Source organism: Micromonospora sp. DT178 (assembly GCF_049841695.1).
GTDB lineage: Bacteria > Actinomycetota > Actinomycetes > Mycobacteriales > Micromonosporaceae > Micromonospora.
Genome location: NZ_JBNCKV010000007.1, coordinates 301134 through 317421 on the forward strand (window position 1 = coordinate 301134; position 16288 = coordinate 317421).

Here is a 16288-nt window from a genome sequence, read left to right on the forward strand (position 1 = left end):
GTCCACCCGTTTGTCCGATGGTGGGTCGGGGGCGGATGTCAAGGGGTGAAAACACATAACTCGGGACATAAGCCGCATGAGTGGCTTTAATGGTTTCACGAGATTAAGTCGACCTTGGGGGTTTTCGTGAAGTTCTTTGGCGTTACCGGCCTGGTACGGAGGCGCGCCTGATGGACCTGTACCGCCAACTCCGCCTCGTGCGCCGGCACTGGTGGATCGTGCTCCTCACCGTCATGGTCGCGCTCGGTGTCACCGCACTCGTCACCGTCCGGGCACAGCCCCGCTACGTCGCCTCGGTGACCTTCTTCGTCACCACGCCCAGCCAGGGCGTCACCGACGCCTACCAGGGCGGCCTCTTCCTCCAACAGCGGGTCAAGTCGTACGCGGAGCTGCTGACCAGCGACCGCCTCGCGCAGAGCGTGGTCGCCGAGGCCCCGGTCGGGCTGACCGCCGAGGAGGTGCAGCGTCGGGTCAGCACGTCCACCGAGACCGGCACCGTGCTGCTGCGCGCGTCGGTGACCGACACGGACCAGAACCGGGCCCTGAAGATCACCGAACTGCTCTCCGCGCAGTTCGTCCTGCTGGTGCAGAAGGTGGAGACGACCTCGGACGGCAAGGCCGGCCCGATCAGGATCGAGGTGGTCAGCGGGCCCCGGGTCACCCCGACGCCCGTCTCGCCGCAGCCGGTCCGCAACTTCGCCGTCGGTACGCTGCTCGGCCTGCTCGCCGGCGTGGGCCTAGCGATCCTGCGCGGGGTCGCCGACGTCCGCCTGCGCGACGCCGCCGGCCTCCAGCGCACCACCGGCAGCCCACTGCTCGGCGAGATCCCCTTCGAGAGCACCGCGAAGTCGGAGCCGCTGATCGTCGGCGCGGCGGCGAACTCCGCCCGGGCCGAGGCGGTCCGCAAGCTGCGCACCAACCTGCGCTTCGTCGACGTGCACGAGCCCGCCCGCGTCATCGCGGTCACCAGCGCCCTCCAGGGCGAGGGCAAGACCACGCTCTCCTGCAACCTGGCGATCGCCCTGGCCGAGGCCGGCTGGCGGGTGCTGCTGGTCGACGCCGACCTGCGCCGCCCCAAGGTCGCCGACTACCTGGGGCTCGACGCGGGCATCGGGCTCACCGACGTCCTGGTCGGCGACGTCCAGGTCGGTGACGTGGTGCAGCGCTGGGGCGACAAGTCCCTGCTGGTGCTCCCGAGCGGCTCGGCGCCGCCCAATCCCAGCGAGCTGCTCGGCTCCAAGGCGATGGCGGACCTGCTGCTCGCCCTGCGGGAGTCCACCGACATCGTCATCATCGACACCGCCCCGCTGCTGGCCGTGACCGACGGCGTGGTGGTGGCCGTGCAGGCCGACGGCGCGCTCCTGGTCTCCCAGCAGGGCCGCACCTCGCGCAGCCAGGTGGCGCAGGCCGCCCGCGCCCTGAACTCGGTCTCCGTCCGGCTGCTCGGCTGCGTGCTGAACATGGCGAAGGTGGCCAAGGCCGAGGCGTACCAGTACGAGGCCTACCGGGTGGTCGCCGCCGCCGCGAACCCGGACGTGCCGGCCGACACGGCTCCGTCCGCCCGGCACGCGGAGCGGATCGACGGCGTCGTCAGCGACCGTACGCAGGAACTCACCCGGCTGTCGCGATGAGCGCCGCGAGAGGCCGCATCGACCGTTCGATCTCCTCCGCGCAGCGTCGGAAGTCGGCGACGGTGCCGCCGATCGGGTCCCGCAGGTCGTCCGCGTCGGGGGTGGCGGGTTGCAGCCGCCCCCGGGCGCGGGCGGCCGCCTCGACCGCCGCCCGCAGGGGACCGTCGGCCGGATCCGTCGTCGGGTCGGCGGCCGCGGCCAGCCGGCCGAACTGGCGGAGGGTGAACGTCCGGTGCAGCGCGGCCGGCGCGAGGGCGGTGCACACCGAGCGCTGGCGGCGCGTCGCGGCCAGCACCAGCGTCGCCCCGACCAGGTGCTCCCGGCGCAGCCGGCGGCTGCGGAAGTCGGTGGGATCCCCGCCGGTCTCCGCCGCCAGGTCCGCCGCGTACGGGTGCATCGGCAGGTCGTCGACGGCGTCCGTGCCGGCGCTGGCGACCGTCACCGCGCGCCCGGCCAACAGGCGACGGGCGATGTACTCGGCCATCGGTGACCGGCACAGGTTGGCGTGGCAGACGAACAGCACCCGGTCGACCATGCGGACCCCTCTCGTCGGTGCCGTCGCGGACGGTGGCGCCGCGGCGGCCGCCGGCCGTCGGAACCGGCCGGACGTGGAGGGGATGCCGGCATCGTACGCGGGCCGGACGCGTCCACGTCACGGTGCCGCGCCGAGGAGTCCCCACCGGACGGAGGCGGGGCGGTGAGGATCGGGATCCTGTCGTACCACTTCCCGCCCGAGCCGGCGTTCATCCCGGGCAGTCTCGCCGAGGAACTCGCCGTCCGGGGGCACGAGGTGAAGGTGCTGACCGGCTTCCCCGACTATCCCGGCGGCCACGTCTACCCGGGCTGGCGGCAGCGCTGGCGGCACGAGACGCGCAGCGAGCGGCTGACCGTCCGGCGGGTCCCGCGCTACTCCGCCGGCGACGGCTCGCTCCGCGGCCGGATGGCCGGTCACCTGTCGTTCGCCGGCAGCGCGGCGGTGACCGGGCGGTCGTTCCTGGCCGACGTCGACGCCCTCTACGTCCACCTGCCGCCGGCGAACGCCTTCGCCGCGGCGGGCCTGCTCCGCCTGCTGGGCCGGGTGCCGACCGTCGTGCACGTGCAGGACGTCTGGGCGGAGGACGACCCGGTCGGGGCCGAGAACGGGCGGTGGGCCGGGCGGATCGCCGCCGCCATGGCGCGTGTCTACCGGGCCGCCGACGGGATCGCGGTCGCCGCGCCGTCGCTGCGCGACCGGGTCGTCGCGGCGGGCGCGGACCCGAGCCGGGTGCGGGTGGTGCTCAACTGGACCGACGAGCGGATCTTCCATCCCGCCCGGCCCAGCCGTGCGGCCCACCGGCTGGTCCGTCGCGACGAGCGCTGCGTGGTGATGCACGCCGGCACCATCGGCGCCCGGCAGGGCCTGGAGACCGCGGTGCGGGCGGCGGCGGCGCTGGACCACACGGTGGACCTCGTCCTGGTGGGATCTGGCGCGGACGAGCGGCGGGTGCGGGGGCTCGCCGCCGACCTGCGCGCCGAGAACGTGCGCTTCGTCGAGCGGCGCTCTCCGCCGGACATGCCGGACCTGTACGCCGCCGCCGACTACCAGCTCGTCATGCTGCGGGACCTGCCCGAGCTGCGCAGCACCCTGCCGGCGAAGCTCCAGGCGGCGTTCTCCTGCGCCGCGCCCGTGGTGGCCTCCGCCGGCGGCGACACCGCCGAGCTGGTGGAGCGGGCCCGGGCGGGGCTCTCCTGCCCACCGGGGGACTGGGCGAGCCTGGCCGACCGGTTCTGGCTGGCCGCCACCATCCCACCGCCCGCCCGGGCCGACATGGGGCGGCGCGGCCGGGAGGCGTACCTGCGGGAGATGTCGATGTCGGCGGGCGTGGAACGGATCGAACGGCTGCTGTACGAGGCGGCCGCCGGGCGCCCCGGCGTCCGGTGAACGGCGAGCGGGGCTCGCATACCGGTCAAGTGCGTCATCTCCGGGTGAAAACGATCGTTAGCAGTGGGGAACGGCAGCGGAACGGGGTCCGCTGCTCCGTTCCCCGGGAAGGACGTGTGGTGTGACGGAGAGCGCGATACCGCGTCGACGGCGTGGCCGTTCCCGCCGGCGGCGGCAGCTGCGCCGGGCCCTGCTCGCCGCCCTCGTGGTGGGCTCCCTGCTGCTGCTGACTGGTGGCTGGGTGGGCTTGCGGGGCTGGCAGGCCCGCGCCCACCTGCTCAACGCCGCCGGCCTGGCCCGGGAGCTCAGCGCCCAGGTGGTCGGGGGCGACACCGCCAGGGCGCAGCGCACCCTCGCGGCGCTCCAGGAGCAGTCCGGCAGCGCCCGGGCGGCGACCGGTGACCCCGGCTGGTGGCTCGGTCGGCACACCCCCTACGCGGGGGACAACCTGGCCGCCGTCCGGCAGATCTCGGTGGCCATCGACGACCTGGCCCGGCAGGCGTTCCCGCCGTTGCTGCGCGCCGACCTGACCAGCCTGGTGCCGGCGGGCGGGCGGCTGGACGTGAACCGGCTGCGCGCCCTGTCGACCGAGCTGACCAGCGTCAACGCCACGGTGCAGGGCGCCCGGGACAGCCTCGCGACGGTGCCCACCGACGGTCTGGTCGGTCAGGTCCGGCAGGCGCTCGGCGACCTGCGGGGCGAGATCGATCGGCTGGCCGGCCTGACCGCCGCCGCGGACCAGGCCACCCGCCTGCTTCCGCCCCTGCTGGGTGCCGACGGCCCCCGCACCTACCTGGTGGTCTCCCAGAACCCCGCCGAGCTGCGCGCCACCGGCGGCATGATCGGCGCGTACGCCGTCATCCACGCGGCCGACGGTCGGGTCCGGATGGGGCGGCAGGGCACCAGCAGCACGCTGGGCCGCTTCGAGCCACCGCTCAAGGTGCCGGCCGAGGTGCGCAGCCTCTGGGCCGACCTGCCCGGGATCTACCCGGCCGACGTCAACCTCACCCCGCACTTCCCGACCGCCGCCGCCCTCTACCGGGAAATGTTCCGGCGGCGTACGGGCACCACCGTGGACGGCGTGCTCGCCGTCGACCCGGTGGTGCTGTCGTACCTGCTCAAGGCCACCGGCCCGGTGATGGTGCCCGGCGGTGTCCCGCTGGCCGCGGAGAAGGTCGTGCAGACGATGCTCAGCGACAGCTACCAGCGGATGGACAACGAGAAACAGGACGCCTTCTTCGCCGCCTCCGCCGCCGCCGTGTTCGACGCACTGGTTACGAAGAAAGTAGACGCGAAGGCGTTATTGTCCGCATTTGACCGTGCTGTCACTGAACGCCGGATATTGTTCTGGAGTGCCCGACACGAAGAGCAACGGAAGATCGGCGACAGCCGGATGGCCGGGGCGCTTCCGGAGAAGGACACCGTGCCGACGGTCGGCGTGTTCCTCAACGACGGCAGCGGCGCGAAGCTCGGCTACTACCTCCGGCCGTCGGCGACCCTGGCGGTCGGCGACTGCCGGCCCGACGGCCGCCGGGAGCTCCGACTCCGGGTCACCCTGCGTTCGTCCGCGCCGAAGTCGGGTCTCAGCGAGTCGGTCCTCGGCCTCGGTCTGGCCGGTGACCCGTACACCGTCCGCACGTTGGTGTCGGTGCACAGCCCCGCCGGCGGAGCTGTGCTCGCCGCCCGTCTGGACGGCGTCGAGACGGCGGTGGGCAGCGGCATCGAACGGCGCCGCCAGGTGAGCACCGCCAACGTCGAGGTCGGCCCGGGGGACTCCCGCACGTTGGAGGTCACCGTCCTGACGGCGACCACCGGCGTCGGTACCGCCGAGCTGTGGCTGACCCCCACCGCCACCCCATGGACCACCCAAGTTGTTTCCGCACCAAGCTGTGATCAGTAGGAGGGAACCAATCATGCGGCTATCCCGCATCATCATGGCGCTCACGGTCGGTCTGGCCGTGCTGGCCGCGCCGACCGCAGCGGGGGCGGCGCAGCCGCAGCCGGCGCCCGGCACCGGAACGCCACAGCCCCCGGTCTATCCGCCGGGCGGCACCCCGACACCGACACTCACGGTGACCCCGCCGACCGTCGTGGTCGGCCAGACCGCCACCCTGATCGGCAGGGGCTGGGGGCCGGGCGAGACGGTGATCATCACCGTCAGCACGTCGCCGCTCGCCGCCGCCGTGCCGGGCGCCGACCAGGCGCGCCGCAGCGACGGCGAGATCGTCGCCATGGCGCCGGTCTCGTTCCAGCGGGCACCCCAGCCGAGCCCCAGGACCCTGGAGGTCACGGCTGACGATGACGGCTACTTCCGCACCACCTACACGCCGCGTCACCACGGCACGTACACCTTCCGGGCCGAAGGCCAGACGTACGACCGGGTGGCGACCGCGACGCTGACCGTGCTCAAGAAGCACGCGCCGCCGCTGCCCGTCACGGGCGACAGCCTGAGCACGCCGATGAAGTTCGGCGGCGGCCTCGTCGGCGCCGGCGCGGTGCTCCTGCTCCTGTCGCTGGTCTGGCGCAAGCGTCACCGCTTCGGCATGGGAGCCGCGCGCTGACGGTGAAGCTCCCTCCGGGCAGGCCCGGACACCGCGAAACGGCTGGCGCCCGTCGGACACCCGACGGGCGCCAGCTCGTCCCCGTGCCGTCTCGCCCCGCCCCGCCGCGCCGGCCCGCCGCGCCCCGCCCGGGCAATGTCGGCCGGCCGTCCGGGCACCCTCGGCCGGAAGGCGGGGACATGGCACCATGACCGTGTCCTCCGCCGTCGGGTGGCAGGGGACACGACATCGATGGAGTCGGGATGACAGGACTGGCCGGCGCGCCGGTGCCGGGGCTGGCGCCACTGTGGACGCACGACCCGGTGACCGCCGGCCCCTACCGGCTGGTCGGCCGACTGGGCGCGGGCGGCCAGGGAGTGGTCTACCTCGGCGAGGACGACCAGGGCCACCGGGTGGCGGTCAAGATGATCAACATCGACCTGAGTGACCTGCGGGCGCGGTCGCAGTTCATGAAGGAGATCGCCGCGGCGCGCCGCGTCGTGCCGTTCTGCACCGCGCAGGTGCTCTTCGCCGAGGTCGACGGCGAACGACCCTACGTGGTCAGCGAGTTCATCGAGGGCCCGACCCTCTTCCGGCACGTCCGCGAGCAGGGCCCGGTCGCCGGCAACGCGCTGCACCGGCTCGCCGTCGGTACGGCCACCGCGCTCGCCGCGATCCACCGCTCCGACATCGTGCACTGCGACCTGAAGCCCGACAACGTGGTGCTCGGCCGGGACGGTCCCCGGGTGATCGACTTCGGCATCGCCCGCGCCCTGGGCGTCACCGAGACGGTGACCAGCCGGGTGATGGGGACCACCGCGTACATGGCCCCGGAGCGGTTCCGCAACGACTCGGTCGGGCCACCCTGCGACGTCTTCGCCTGGGCCGCCACCATCGCCTTCGCCGCCGGGGGCCGGCCACCGTTCGGCAACGACTCGCTCTTCGCGGTGATGCACCGGGTGCTCAACGAGCCGCCCGACCTGCCCGCGCTGCCACCGGGCCTGGACGAGCTGATCCGGCAGTGCCTGGCCAAGGACCCGGCGGAGCGGCCGGAGGCCGAGCAGGTGCTGATGCGGCTGCTCGGGCAGGACGTCCGGAACGCGGGCCCGCTGCGCCGGGATACCGTGCTCCAACTGGGCAACGAGACCGCCGGCGCGCCGACGCCGAACCAGCCGCTGCCGTTGCCCCGTACCGCATCGGATCCGCCGCCGGCCCAGCCGGAACCGACGGCGCCGACGCGAGTCGGTACGGCACCGGCGGTCCGGCCGGAACCGACGGCGCCGACGCGAGTCGGTACGGCACCGGCGACGCGGCCGGAACCGGTGCGACATCAGCAGAGCCCGTCCACGGCTTCCGCGCCCGCCGACCAGGCGGAAGGCGGCTGGGGGCGGCGGCTCCGCCGGGAGTCGACCGACGCCTGGGGTATCTCGACCGCGATCTTCCTCGGCTCGGTCGGCGCCGCGGCCGGCTACGTCGCGTCGAGCGCGGTGGACGGGGCGGCGGCCGCCGGGGCGACCACCTTCGTCGTGGTCTACGCGGTGCGGCTGCTGGTCGCGACGGTCCTCGGCGGCCGCTCCGACCGCCACTGACCGAAGGTGCGCAGGTGGGCGGGGATGGGCGTCCCGGACGCCGGGTCGGGCACCGCCGGTGGCGCCGCACCGATAGGTTGACTGCCACCAGTTGACCGCCGAGGAGGACGTCGCCATGACCCCAGCCCCGACACGTGCACGACAGTGGTTGCCGTACACCGCGGCCGTCACCGCCGGGCTGCTGGTCATCGGCGGGGCGTTCGTGCTCGTGCGGCAGCAGGACGCGGGCAGCGACCGGTCCCGGGCCGACTGCGCCGTCCGCCTGGACGTCAACTCCTCGACCGAGAAGGCGGCGCTGCTGGTCGAGCTGGCCGCGCGGTACAACGACAGCGACCGGACGCTCGACGGCGGCGGCTGCGCCCAGGTGCACGTCAGCGCCCTGAACTCGGGCAAGGCCACCGAGGCGCTCGCCGTCGGCTGGAGCGGCACCAACCTGCCGGAGCCGCAGGTCTGGTTGCCGACGTCGAGCCTGTGGACCGGCCAGTTGCGGCTGCTCGACGAGGCCGCCGGGCGGCCGCCGCAGACGCCGGACCGGTACCCGTCGATCGCCAACAGCCCGCTGGTCATCGCGATGCCGCAGCCGAAGGGCGAGCTGGTACGCGGGCGCGGGCCGCTGGGCTGGGGGGAGATCCTCGGCCTCTCCGGGCGGCAGGGCTGGGCGGGCTTCGGCCGGCCGGAGTGGGGCCGCTTCACCTTCGGCAAGGACAACCCGAACCTCTCCACCTCGGGTCTGGCGGCGACCATCGCCACCTACTACGCCGCCGCGAACCGCTCCAGCGACCTGACCAAGTCGGACCTGTCGGACCCGAAGGTGACCCGGTTCGTCCGGCAGATCGAGGCCAACGTGTCGCACTACAGCGACGACTCGGTGGAGCTGCTCCGCGACCTCGCTGAGGCCGACCTGACCGGTACGGGCGCCGGCACGGGCGACATGAGCGCCATCGTCATGCAGGAGGAGCTGGTCCACCTCTACAACGAGGGCGGGCTGAGCCCGCGCCAGGAGGGCCAGGAGCGGGGCCCCCGGCCGAAGGTCCCGCTGGTGGCCGTACACCCGAAGGAGGGCACCTTCAACCTGGACCACCCGTTCGTGGTGCTCCCCTCCGCCGACGAACGGCAGCGCGCGGCGGCGGACGACTTCCTGAAGTTCCTGACCGAGGACGACCAGCAGAAGAGCTTCGCCCGCCTCGGCTTCCGGGACCACGAGCGGCGGGCCTCGGCGGAGCTGCTCGCCAGCGTCGGCGCCGAGCCCGACGGCGGGCTGTCCTACTTCGCGCCGCCGAACCCGGAGGTGGTCGAGGCGATGCTGGACGGCTGGGGCACGCTGCGCAAGAAGGCCAACATCCTGATCGCGCTGGACACCTCCGGGTCGATGCTGGCCCCGGTCGGCAAGAGCACCCGCTTCCAGGTCGCCTCGGCGGCGGCGGCCAAGGGGCTCGCGCTGCTCAACTCCGAGGACCGGGTCGGGCTCTGGTCGTTCTCCTCGGAGACCAAGAAGCGGCCCGAAGGCCCGTACCGGGAGGAGGTCCGGCTCGGCGACTTCGACCAGAAGCGGATCAACAGCCGCATCGCCGGCCTGCACGTCGCGGGGGAAACCGCGCTCTACGCGACGGTCCGTGCCGCCCACAAGCAGATGCTCGAGCGGTACGACCCGCAACGGATCAACGCGGTCGTCGTGCTGACCGACGGCAAGAACGAGTACCCCCGGGACAACGACCTGGCCCGGCTGCTCGCCGACGTCACCCTGGACCCGCAGCGTCCGGTGAAGGTCTTCTGCATCGCCTTCGACAAGGACTCGCAGTTCGACACGCTCGACCGGATCGCCAAGGCGTCGTCGGGCAAGGCGTTCGACGCCACCGACCCCGCCAAGATCGACGAGGCGTTCGTGAAGTTGGTCAGCAGCTTCTGAGTCGGCGCCCGGAGGGGCCGCCCGGTCAGATGAGGCCGTGGGCCAGCATCGCCTCCGCCACTCGGCGGAACCCGTCGATGTTCGCCCCGGCCACGTAGTCGCCGGGCAGCCCGTACTCCTCGGCGGTGCTCCAGCAGCGGTCGTGGATGTTCCGCATGATCCCGCGCAGCCGCTGCTCCGACTCGGCGAACGTCCACGAGTCCCGGCTGGCGTTCTGCTGCATCTCCAGCGCGCTCACCGCCACCCCGCCGGCGTTGGCCGCCTTGCCCGGCGCGAAGCGCACCCCGGCCCGGCCGAGGATGCGGACCGCTTCCGGCGTGGTGGGCATGTTCGCGCCCTCCACCACCGCGACGCAGCCGCCGGCCACGAGCGCCGCGGCCTCCGCGCCGCCGATCTCGTTCTGCGTCGCGCACGGCAGCGCCAGCTCGCAGGGCACCTCCCAGACCGTACGGCCGGAGACCGCCACCGCGTGCGGCACGTGCCGGGCGTAGTCGTCGAGGCGGGCCCGGCGCTGTTCCTTCAGCTCCCGCAGCAGCTCCAGGTCGATGCCCTTGTCGTCCAGGACGTAGCCGGACGAGTCGGAGCAGGCGACCACCTTCCCGCCGAGCTGGTGCACCTTCTCGATCGCGTAGATCGCCACGTTGCCGGAGCCGGAGACCACGACCCGCTTGCCGTCCAGGCTGTCCCCGACCTGCCTGAGCATCTCGTCGGCGAAGAAGACCGCCCCGTAGCCGGTCGCCTCGCGGCGCACCTGCGCGCCCCCGTACGCCAGGCCCTTGCCGGTGAGCACCCCGGACTCGTACCGGTTGGTGATCCGCTTGTACTGGCCGAACAGGTAGCCGATCTCCCGGCCACCCACGCCGATGTCCCCGGCCGGCACGTCGGTCTCCGCGCCGATGTGCCGGTACAGCTCGGTCATGAAGCTCTGGCAGAACCGCATCACCTCCCGGTCCGAGCGCCCCTTCGGATCGAAGTCCGCGCCGCCCTTGCCACCACCGATCGACAGCCCGGTCAACGCGTTCTTGAAGATCTGCTCGAAGCCGAGGAACTTCACGATCCCGAGGTAGACCGACGGGTGGAACCGCAACCCGCCCTTGTACGGGCCGAGGGCGCTGTTGAACTCCACCCGGAAGCCCCGGTTGACCTGGATCCGGCCGCGGTCGTCCTCCCACGGCACCCGGAAGATGACCTGCCGCTCCGGTTCGCAGATCCGCTCGATGATCCGCGCCTCGGCGTACTCGGGGTGTCGGGCCAGCGCCGGGCCGATGCTCTCCAGCACCTCGCGTACCGCTTGGTGGAATTCCGGCTCGCCCGGATTGCGGGCGACCACGCTGGTGAACACCGTCTCCACGGTCTCCGGCATACGACACGTCCCTTCGCTTGCGCTGGTAGTCCCTGTTGCTACCACCCGGACCCGGTTACCCGCCAACCGTCCCGCGATACGGACCGTGACCTCCGTCCGTTCACTGGTCGCGTGGACGAGTCGATCTGGGACGCGGTCCGGGCCTCGCGCGGCTGGTTGGACGCCGCCCACGGGCACCGGGCAGACCGAAATGACCTGCCGGATCCTCAAACTGACCGAGGAGGCAGGGGAGGCGGCGAGCGCCTGGATCGGTCTGCTCGGTCAGAACCCGCGCAAGGGTGTCACCCACAGCCGCGAGGACGTGGCGGCGGAACTGGCGACGTGGCGTACACCGCGCTGGTCGCCATCGAGAGCCTCGGGTTGGACTCCCGTCTCGTGCTCGACGCGTGCGCCAGGAAGGCCCGCGCCCGCGTCGGACCGCCTCCCGCCTGAACCGCCGCGCTCCGGGCTGGGCCGCGGTGCTCCCGCCTGGGCCACCGCGCTCCCCGCCTGGCCGCCTCCTACCTGGGCCGCCGTGGTCCCGGCTGGGCCGCCGTGCTTCCGGCGCGGCGGCCCAGCCGGCGCCTGCCGCGACGTCACAGGCCGTGGCGACGGTCGCCCACCACCTGCTCGCAGAGGGCCGCCTCCGACCTCCCGGAGAACGGGTCGCGGTGGGCGGCGACGGCCCGCCGGGTCTCCTCGGCGACCAGATCGGCGTTGATCTGGGCCGCCGCGAACACGCCGGCCGCCGCGGCGGCACCGACCTGGGCCGCCGGATCGGTGACGTTGCCGGCGACCCACACCCCGGGCACGTCGGTGCGGCCCGTCGCGTCGGAGGGGACGTGCTCGGCGATCCCCGCCGGGTGTTCCGCCGGTCGCAGCCCGAGCGCCGCGAGGAAACCGGCGCGCGCCACCATCCGCGACGAGACGGCCAGCGCCTCGCGGTGCACGAGCGTGCCGTCGCCCAGCCGTACGCCCACGAGGCGGTCGTCGGCGATCTCCACGGCCGCCACCTCGCCGTCCACCACGCCGATGCCGCGGGCCGCCAGCTGCTCCGCCTGCTCGTCGGTGAGCGGCGGCATGGTGTGGCCGAAGTACGTCACGTCGGCGCTCAACTGCCGGAACAGCAACGCCTGGTGCACGGACAGCGGCCCGCTGGCCAGCACGCCGATGGCCCGGTCGCGGACCTCCCAGCCGTGGCAGTACGGGCAGTGCAGGACGTCCCTGCCCCACCGTTCGCGCAGGCCCGGGACGTCCGGCAGCTCGTCCACCAGCCCGGTGGCCACCAGCAGCCGACGCGCACGGACCGTCCGACCGTCGGCCAGCGTCACCGTGAAGCCGCCGTCGTCGCGAGCCACGGCGCCGACCTCGCCGGTCACCACCTGGCCGCCGTAGCCTCGGACCTCCGCCCGGCCGCGGTCCAGCAGCTCGGCCGGCCGGATCCCCTCGCGGGCCAGCAGCCCGTGCACGCCCTCGGCGGGGGCGTTGCGCGGAGCGCCCGCGTCGAGCACCACCACCGACCGCCGCACCCGGGCCAGCGTCAGCGCCCCGCTCAACCCCGCGGCGCCACCCCCGATCACCACCACGTCGTAGCTGCCGTCCAACCGATCGGTCACCGTGACCACCTCCCGCGACCACCATGCGGATGCAGCCGCCGTGGTGGCAAACATTGTTGCCATAGTGGCAAGATGGCCGCATGGACGACGACCTGGACCAGGCGCTCGGCGCGGTCGGGCCCCGGCTGCGCACGCTGCGCCGGCAGCGGGAGACCACCCTGGCCGACCTGTCGGCGGCGACCGGCATCTCGGTGAGCACGCTCTCCCGGCTGGAGTCCGGTGCCCGCCGACCCACCCTCGAACTGCTCCTCCCGCTGGCCAGGGCGCACGGCGTCACGCTCGACGAACTCGTCGACGCCCCGTCCACCGGCGACCCGCGCATCCACCTGCGCCCGGTCACCCGCCACGGGATGACCATGCTGCCCCTGACCCGCCGGCCCGGCGGCATCCAGGCGTACAAGCTGGTGATCCCGGGCGGCGGTCGCAGGGCGGAGCCCGATCCGCAGACCCACGAGGGCTACGAGTGGCTCTACGTCCTCAACGGGCGGCTGCGGGTCGTCCTCGGCGACCAGGACCTCGTGCTCACGCCGGGAGAGGCGGCGGAGTTCGACACCCGCGTACCGCACTGGTTCGGGTCGGCCGACGCGGAGCCGGTCGAGTTCCTCAGCCTCTTCGGCAGGCAGGGCGAACGCGCCCACCTACGCGCCCGCCCGAGGACCCAACCCCCACCCTACCGCCCCCACCCCAGCTGACCCACCCACCCCACCCGCCCCTCCCACCCGCCCCTCCCACCCGTTCCTACCCCCGGTGATCATGAGGTTGGCGGCACCGGTGGAGATCAACATCGCCGCTAACCTCATGATCGACGCGGGTGAGCGGGTGAGCGGGTGAGCGGGTGAGCGGGTGAGCGGGTGAGCGGAGGAGGATTGGTGGATGGGTGATGAGCGGGTGTGGGGCGAGCAGCCGGGTGTCGTCGTACTGCCCAGCGGGGTGGAGGTGCGAGGGCGGCGGATCGCGGACCCGGCGTCGCCCGCCGACTTCGCCCTGCTGCTGGCGCCCGGACCGGCGCCCGCCTGGCCGCACCGGCGGATCCGGTGGCCCGACTTCTGGGTTCCGGTCGACCGGGCGGACGCGGTCGACGCGCTGACCGAGGCGCTGCGCCGCGCCCATGGCGGCGAGCGGGTGGAGGTGGCCTGCCGGGGCGGCACCGGGCGTACGGGCACCGCGCTGGCGGCGCTGGCGATCCTCGACGGGCTGCCGCCCGAGCGGGCGGTGGACTGGGTGCGTACCAGCTACCGTCCGCGGGCCGTGGAGACGCCCTGGCAGCGTCGCTGGCTGCGCCGCCTCACCTGACGCACCATCCGCGAGGTCGTCGCCACCGCCGACCCCGTGGCCGCCAAGTTCCCGCCCCGGTGCGGCGTCCGGAGGGTCGGCTCCGCCCGGCCGGTGGCTCAGCGGCCCACGTACTCGCGCAGGTGACGGGCGGTCAGCGTGTCGCCGTGGGCGACGAGATCGGCCGGCGTGCCGGTGAAGACGATCCGGCCGCCGTCGTGCCCCGCCCCCGGCCCGAGGTCGATGAGCCAGTCGGCGTGCGCCATGACCGCCTGGTGGTGCTCGATCACGACGACGGTGTTGCCGGCGTCGACCAGCCGGTCCAGCAGGGCGAGCAGCTGGTCCACGTCGGCCAGGTGCAGGCCGGTGGTCGGCTCGTCGAGCACGTACGTGCTCCCGCTGTCGGCCATGCGGATGGCCAGCTTGAGCCGCTGCCGCTCGCCGCCGGAGAGGGTGTTGAGCGGCTGGCCCAGGGTGAGGTAGCCGAGGCCGACGTCGACCAGCCGGTCGAGGATCGCCCGGGCGGCGCCGCCGGGGAAGAAGTCCCGGGCCTGGTTGGCCGGCATCGCGAGCACCTCGCTGATGTTCTTCCCGCGCAGTCGGTAGGTGAGCACCTCGTCGGTGAAGCGCCGCCCCTCGCACCCCTCGCAGACCGAGGCGACGCCGGCCATCATCGCCAGGTCGGTGTAGACCAGGCCGATGCCCTTGCAGGTCTGGCAGGCGCCCTCGGAGTTGGCGCTGAACAGCGCGGCCTTGACCCCGTTGGCCTTGGCGAAGGCGGTGCGGATCGGGTCCAGCAGGCCGGTGTAGGTGGCCGGATTGCTGCGCCGGGAACCCCGGATCGGCGACTGGTCGACGACCACCACGCCGTCGCGGCGGTGCAGCGAGCCGTGGATCAGCGAGCTCTTGCCGGAGCCGGCCACCCCGGTCACCACGGTCAGCACCCCGAGCGGGATGTCGACGCTGACGTCCCGCAGGTTGTGCAGGTCGGCGTCGCGGATCGACAGCTGGCCGGTCGGCCGGCGGACGTGCTCCCGCAGGCGTACGCGGTGGTCGAGGTGCCGGCCGGTGAGGGTGTCGGAGCGGCGCAGCCCGGCGACGTCACCGGTGAAGCAGACCCTGCCGCCGGCCGTGCCGGCCCCGGGCCCGAGGTCGACCACGTGGTCGGCGATGGCGATCGTCTCGGGCTTGTGCTCGACGACCAGCACCGTGTTGCCCTTGTCGCGCAGGCGCAGCAGCAGGTCGTTCATCCGGGCGATGTCGTGCGGGTGCAGGCCGACCGTCGGTTCGTCGAAGACGTACGTGACGTCGGAGAGGCTGGAGCCGAGGTGCCGGACCATCTTCACCCGCTGCGCCTCGCCGCCGGAGAGGGTGGCGGACTCGCGGTCCAGGCTGAGGTAGCCGAGGCCGATCTCGACCAGCGAGTCGAGCAGGTCGCGCAGGTTGCCGATCAGCGGGGCGACCGACGGGTCGTCGACGGCGCGGACGAACGCGGCCAGGTCGCTGATCTGCATCGCCGAGCACTCGGCGATGTTGCGCCCGGCGATCCGGGCGGACAGGGCCGCCTGGTTGAGCCGGGCCCCGCCGCAGTCGGCGCAGGTGGTGAAGGTGACCGCCCGGTCGACGAACGCGCGGATGTGCGCCTGCATCGACTCGCGGTCCTTGGCCAGGTAGAGCCGGCGCACCTTGACCACCAGGCCCTCGTACGTCCAGTTGTTGCTGCCCACCTTGATCTTCGTGGACGGCTTGTGGAGGAAGTCCTCCCACTGCTGCGGCGTGTAGTCCTGGAGCTTGGTGTCGGGGTCGAACAGCCCGGAGTTGACGATGGTCTGCCAGTACCACGAGTCGACGGCGAAGTTGGGCACCTTGATCGCGCCGTCGTTGAGCGAGCGCTCGCGGTCGACCAGTTCGTCGACGTCGAGGTCGGAGACCCGCCCGAGGCCTTCGCAGGTCGGGCACATGCCCTCGGCGAGGTTGAAGCTGAACGCGCCGGCCCCGCCCACGTGCGGGGTGCCGAGGCGGCTGAAGACGATGCGCAGCATCGCGTACGCGTCGGTGGCGGTGCCGACGGTGGAGCGCGAGTTCGCGCCCATCCGCTCCTGGTCGACGACGATGGCCGCGCTCAGGTTGCGCAGCGAGTCGACGTCGGGGCGGCTCAGGTTCGGCATGAACGACTGGAGGAAGGCGCTGTAGGTCTCGTTGATCAGGCGCTGCGACTCGGCGGCGATGGTCCCGAAGACCAGGGAGGACTTGCCGGAGCCGGAGACGCCGGTGAAGACGGTCAGCCGGCGCTTGGGGATGTCGACCGAGACGGAGGCGAGGTTGTTCTCCCGGGCTCCGCGTACCTCGATCATGTCGTGACTGTCGGCGGCGGACCGTGTTGGCTGCTGCATGCGAACCCTTCGCGAGATCGTGGGCGGAGTCCCGCCCGAGGTACATCTACGGGGGCCAGGCCGCCTTCAATCGTCTCA

General features: G+C 73.2%; 12 protein-coding genes. 8 read left to right on the forward strand and 4 right to left on the reverse strand.

The features are described 5' to 3' along the window. Window positions 1-170 precede the first annotated feature (170 nt). A complete protein-coding gene (locus ACLQ22_RS16275) occupies window positions 171-1631 on the forward strand; it encodes a polysaccharide biosynthesis tyrosine autokinase (RefSeq protein ID WP_425693013.1) in 1461 nt (486 codons plus the stop codon). Here the strand turns inward: ACLQ22_RS16275 and ACLQ22_RS16280 are convergent. After that, the gene (locus ACLQ22_RS16280) at window positions 1612-2166 is read right to left on the reverse strand and encodes a low molecular weight phosphatase family protein (protein WP_425693014.1); all 555 of its coding nucleotides are present in this window, start codon (window positions 2164-2166) and stop codon (window positions 1612-1614) included. The genes ACLQ22_RS16275 and ACLQ22_RS16280 overlap by 20 nt on opposite strands. A 162-nt stretch (window positions 2167-2328) precedes the next feature. Here ACLQ22_RS16280 and ACLQ22_RS16285 point away from each other — a divergent pair, with 162 nt between their 5' ends. The 5 genes from ACLQ22_RS16285 to ACLQ22_RS16305 all read left to right on the forward strand — a co-directional run bounded on the left by ACLQ22_RS16285 (window position 2329) and on the right by ACLQ22_RS16305 (window position 9587). Next, window positions 2329-3552, forward strand: coding sequence for a glycosyltransferase family 4 protein (locus tag ACLQ22_RS16285; protein ID WP_425693015.1), 1224 nt, complete (start codon window positions 2329-2331; stop codon window positions 3550-3552). 121 nt (window positions 3553-3673) lie between these two features. Next, window positions 3674-5452, forward strand: a complete 1779-nt coding sequence (locus ACLQ22_RS16290) for a DUF4012 domain-containing protein (protein WP_425693016.1) — start codon at window positions 3674-3676, stop codon at window positions 5450-5452. Window positions 5453-5465: 13 nt separating this feature from the next. Then, window positions 5466-6113 carry a hypothetical protein gene (locus tag ACLQ22_RS16295; protein WP_425693017.1) on the forward strand — a complete coding sequence of 216 codons (648 nt, stop codon included), beginning with the start codon at window positions 5466-5468 and terminating at the stop codon, window positions 6111-6113. A 242-nt stretch (window positions 6114-6355) separates the two neighbouring features. Beyond that, complete coding sequence (locus ACLQ22_RS16300; RefSeq protein ID WP_425693018.1) at window positions 6356-7681, forward strand: protein kinase domain-containing protein; 1326 nt, start codon at window positions 6356-6358, stop codon at window positions 7679-7681. A 115-nt stretch (window positions 7682-7796) separates the two neighbouring features. Further along, complete coding sequence (locus tag ACLQ22_RS16305) at window positions 7797-9587, forward strand: substrate-binding and vWA domain-containing protein (protein WP_425693019.1); 1791 nt, start codon at window positions 7797-7799, stop codon at window positions 9585-9587. A gap of 25 nt (window positions 9588-9612) precedes the next feature. Here the strand turns inward: ACLQ22_RS16305 and gdhA are convergent, their stop codons facing one another. After that, window positions 9613-10950: an NADP-specific glutamate dehydrogenase gene (gdhA, locus tag ACLQ22_RS16310; RefSeq protein WP_425693020.1), complete on the reverse strand. Its 1338-nt coding sequence runs from the start codon at window positions 10948-10950 to the stop codon at window positions 9613-9615. Between the two features lie 575 nt (window positions 10951-11525). After that, window positions 11526-12545, reverse strand: a complete 1020-nt coding sequence (locus ACLQ22_RS16315; protein ID WP_425693021.1) for an NAD(P)/FAD-dependent oxidoreductase — start codon at window positions 12543-12545, stop codon at window positions 11526-11528. 80 nt (window positions 12546-12625) lie between these two features. Here ACLQ22_RS16315 and ACLQ22_RS16320 point away from each other — a divergent pair, with 80 nt between their 5' ends. Then, window positions 12626-13237, forward strand: coding sequence for a helix-turn-helix domain-containing protein (locus ACLQ22_RS16320; protein ID WP_425693022.1), 612 nt, complete (start codon window positions 12626-12628; stop codon window positions 13235-13237). Between the two features lie 181 nt (window positions 13238-13418). Further along, entirely contained in the window at window positions 13419-13838 is a 420-nt protein-coding gene (locus ACLQ22_RS16325) for a protein-tyrosine phosphatase family protein (RefSeq protein ID WP_425693023.1), read from the forward strand. Window positions 13839-13936: 98 nt separating this feature from the next. Here the strand turns inward: ACLQ22_RS16325 and ACLQ22_RS16330 are convergent, their stop codons facing one another. Next, window positions 13937-16210 (reverse strand): ATP-binding cassette domain-containing protein, encoded by a 2274-nt coding sequence (locus ACLQ22_RS16330; RefSeq protein ID WP_425693024.1) that lies wholly within the window; start codon window positions 16208-16210, stop codon window positions 13937-13939. Window positions 16211-16288 lie beyond the last annotated feature (78 nt).

What these genes read in the sequence shown, in the direction of transcription:
- ACLQ22_RS16275 (WP_425693013.1), top strand. Translation starts at nt 171, where the DNA reads ATGGACCTGTACCGCCAACTCCGCCTCGTGCGCCGGCACTGGTGGATC.
- ACLQ22_RS16280 (WP_425693014.1), bottom strand. Translation starts at nt 2,166, where the DNA reads ATGGTCGACCGGGTGCTGTTCGTCTGCCACGCCAACCTGTGCCGGTCA.
- ACLQ22_RS16295 (WP_425693017.1), top strand. Translation starts at nt 5,466, where the DNA reads ATGCGGCTATCCCGCATCATCATGGCGCTCACGGTCGGTCTGGCCGTG.
- ACLQ22_RS16300 (WP_425693018.1), top strand. Translation starts at nt 6,356, where the DNA reads ATGACAGGACTGGCCGGCGCGCCGGTGCCGGGGCTGGCGCCACTGTGG.
- ACLQ22_RS16305 (WP_425693019.1), top strand. Translation starts at nt 7,797, where the DNA reads ATGACCCCAGCCCCGACACGTGCACGACAGTGGTTGCCGTACACCGCG.
- gdhA (WP_425693020.1), bottom strand. Translation starts at nt 10,950, where the DNA reads ATGCCGGAGACCGTGGAGACGGTGTTCACCAGCGTGGTCGCCCGCAAT.
- ACLQ22_RS16320 (WP_425693022.1), top strand. Translation starts at nt 12,626, where the DNA reads ATGGACGACGACCTGGACCAGGCGCTCGGCGCGGTCGGGCCCCGGCTG.
- ACLQ22_RS16325 (WP_425693023.1), top strand. Translation starts at nt 13,419, where the DNA reads ATGGGTGATGAGCGGGTGTGGGGCGAGCAGCCGGGTGTCGTCGTACTG.
- ACLQ22_RS16330 (WP_425693024.1), bottom strand. Translation starts at nt 16,210, where the DNA reads ATGCAGCAGCCAACACGGTCCGCCGCCGACAGTCACGACATGATCGAG.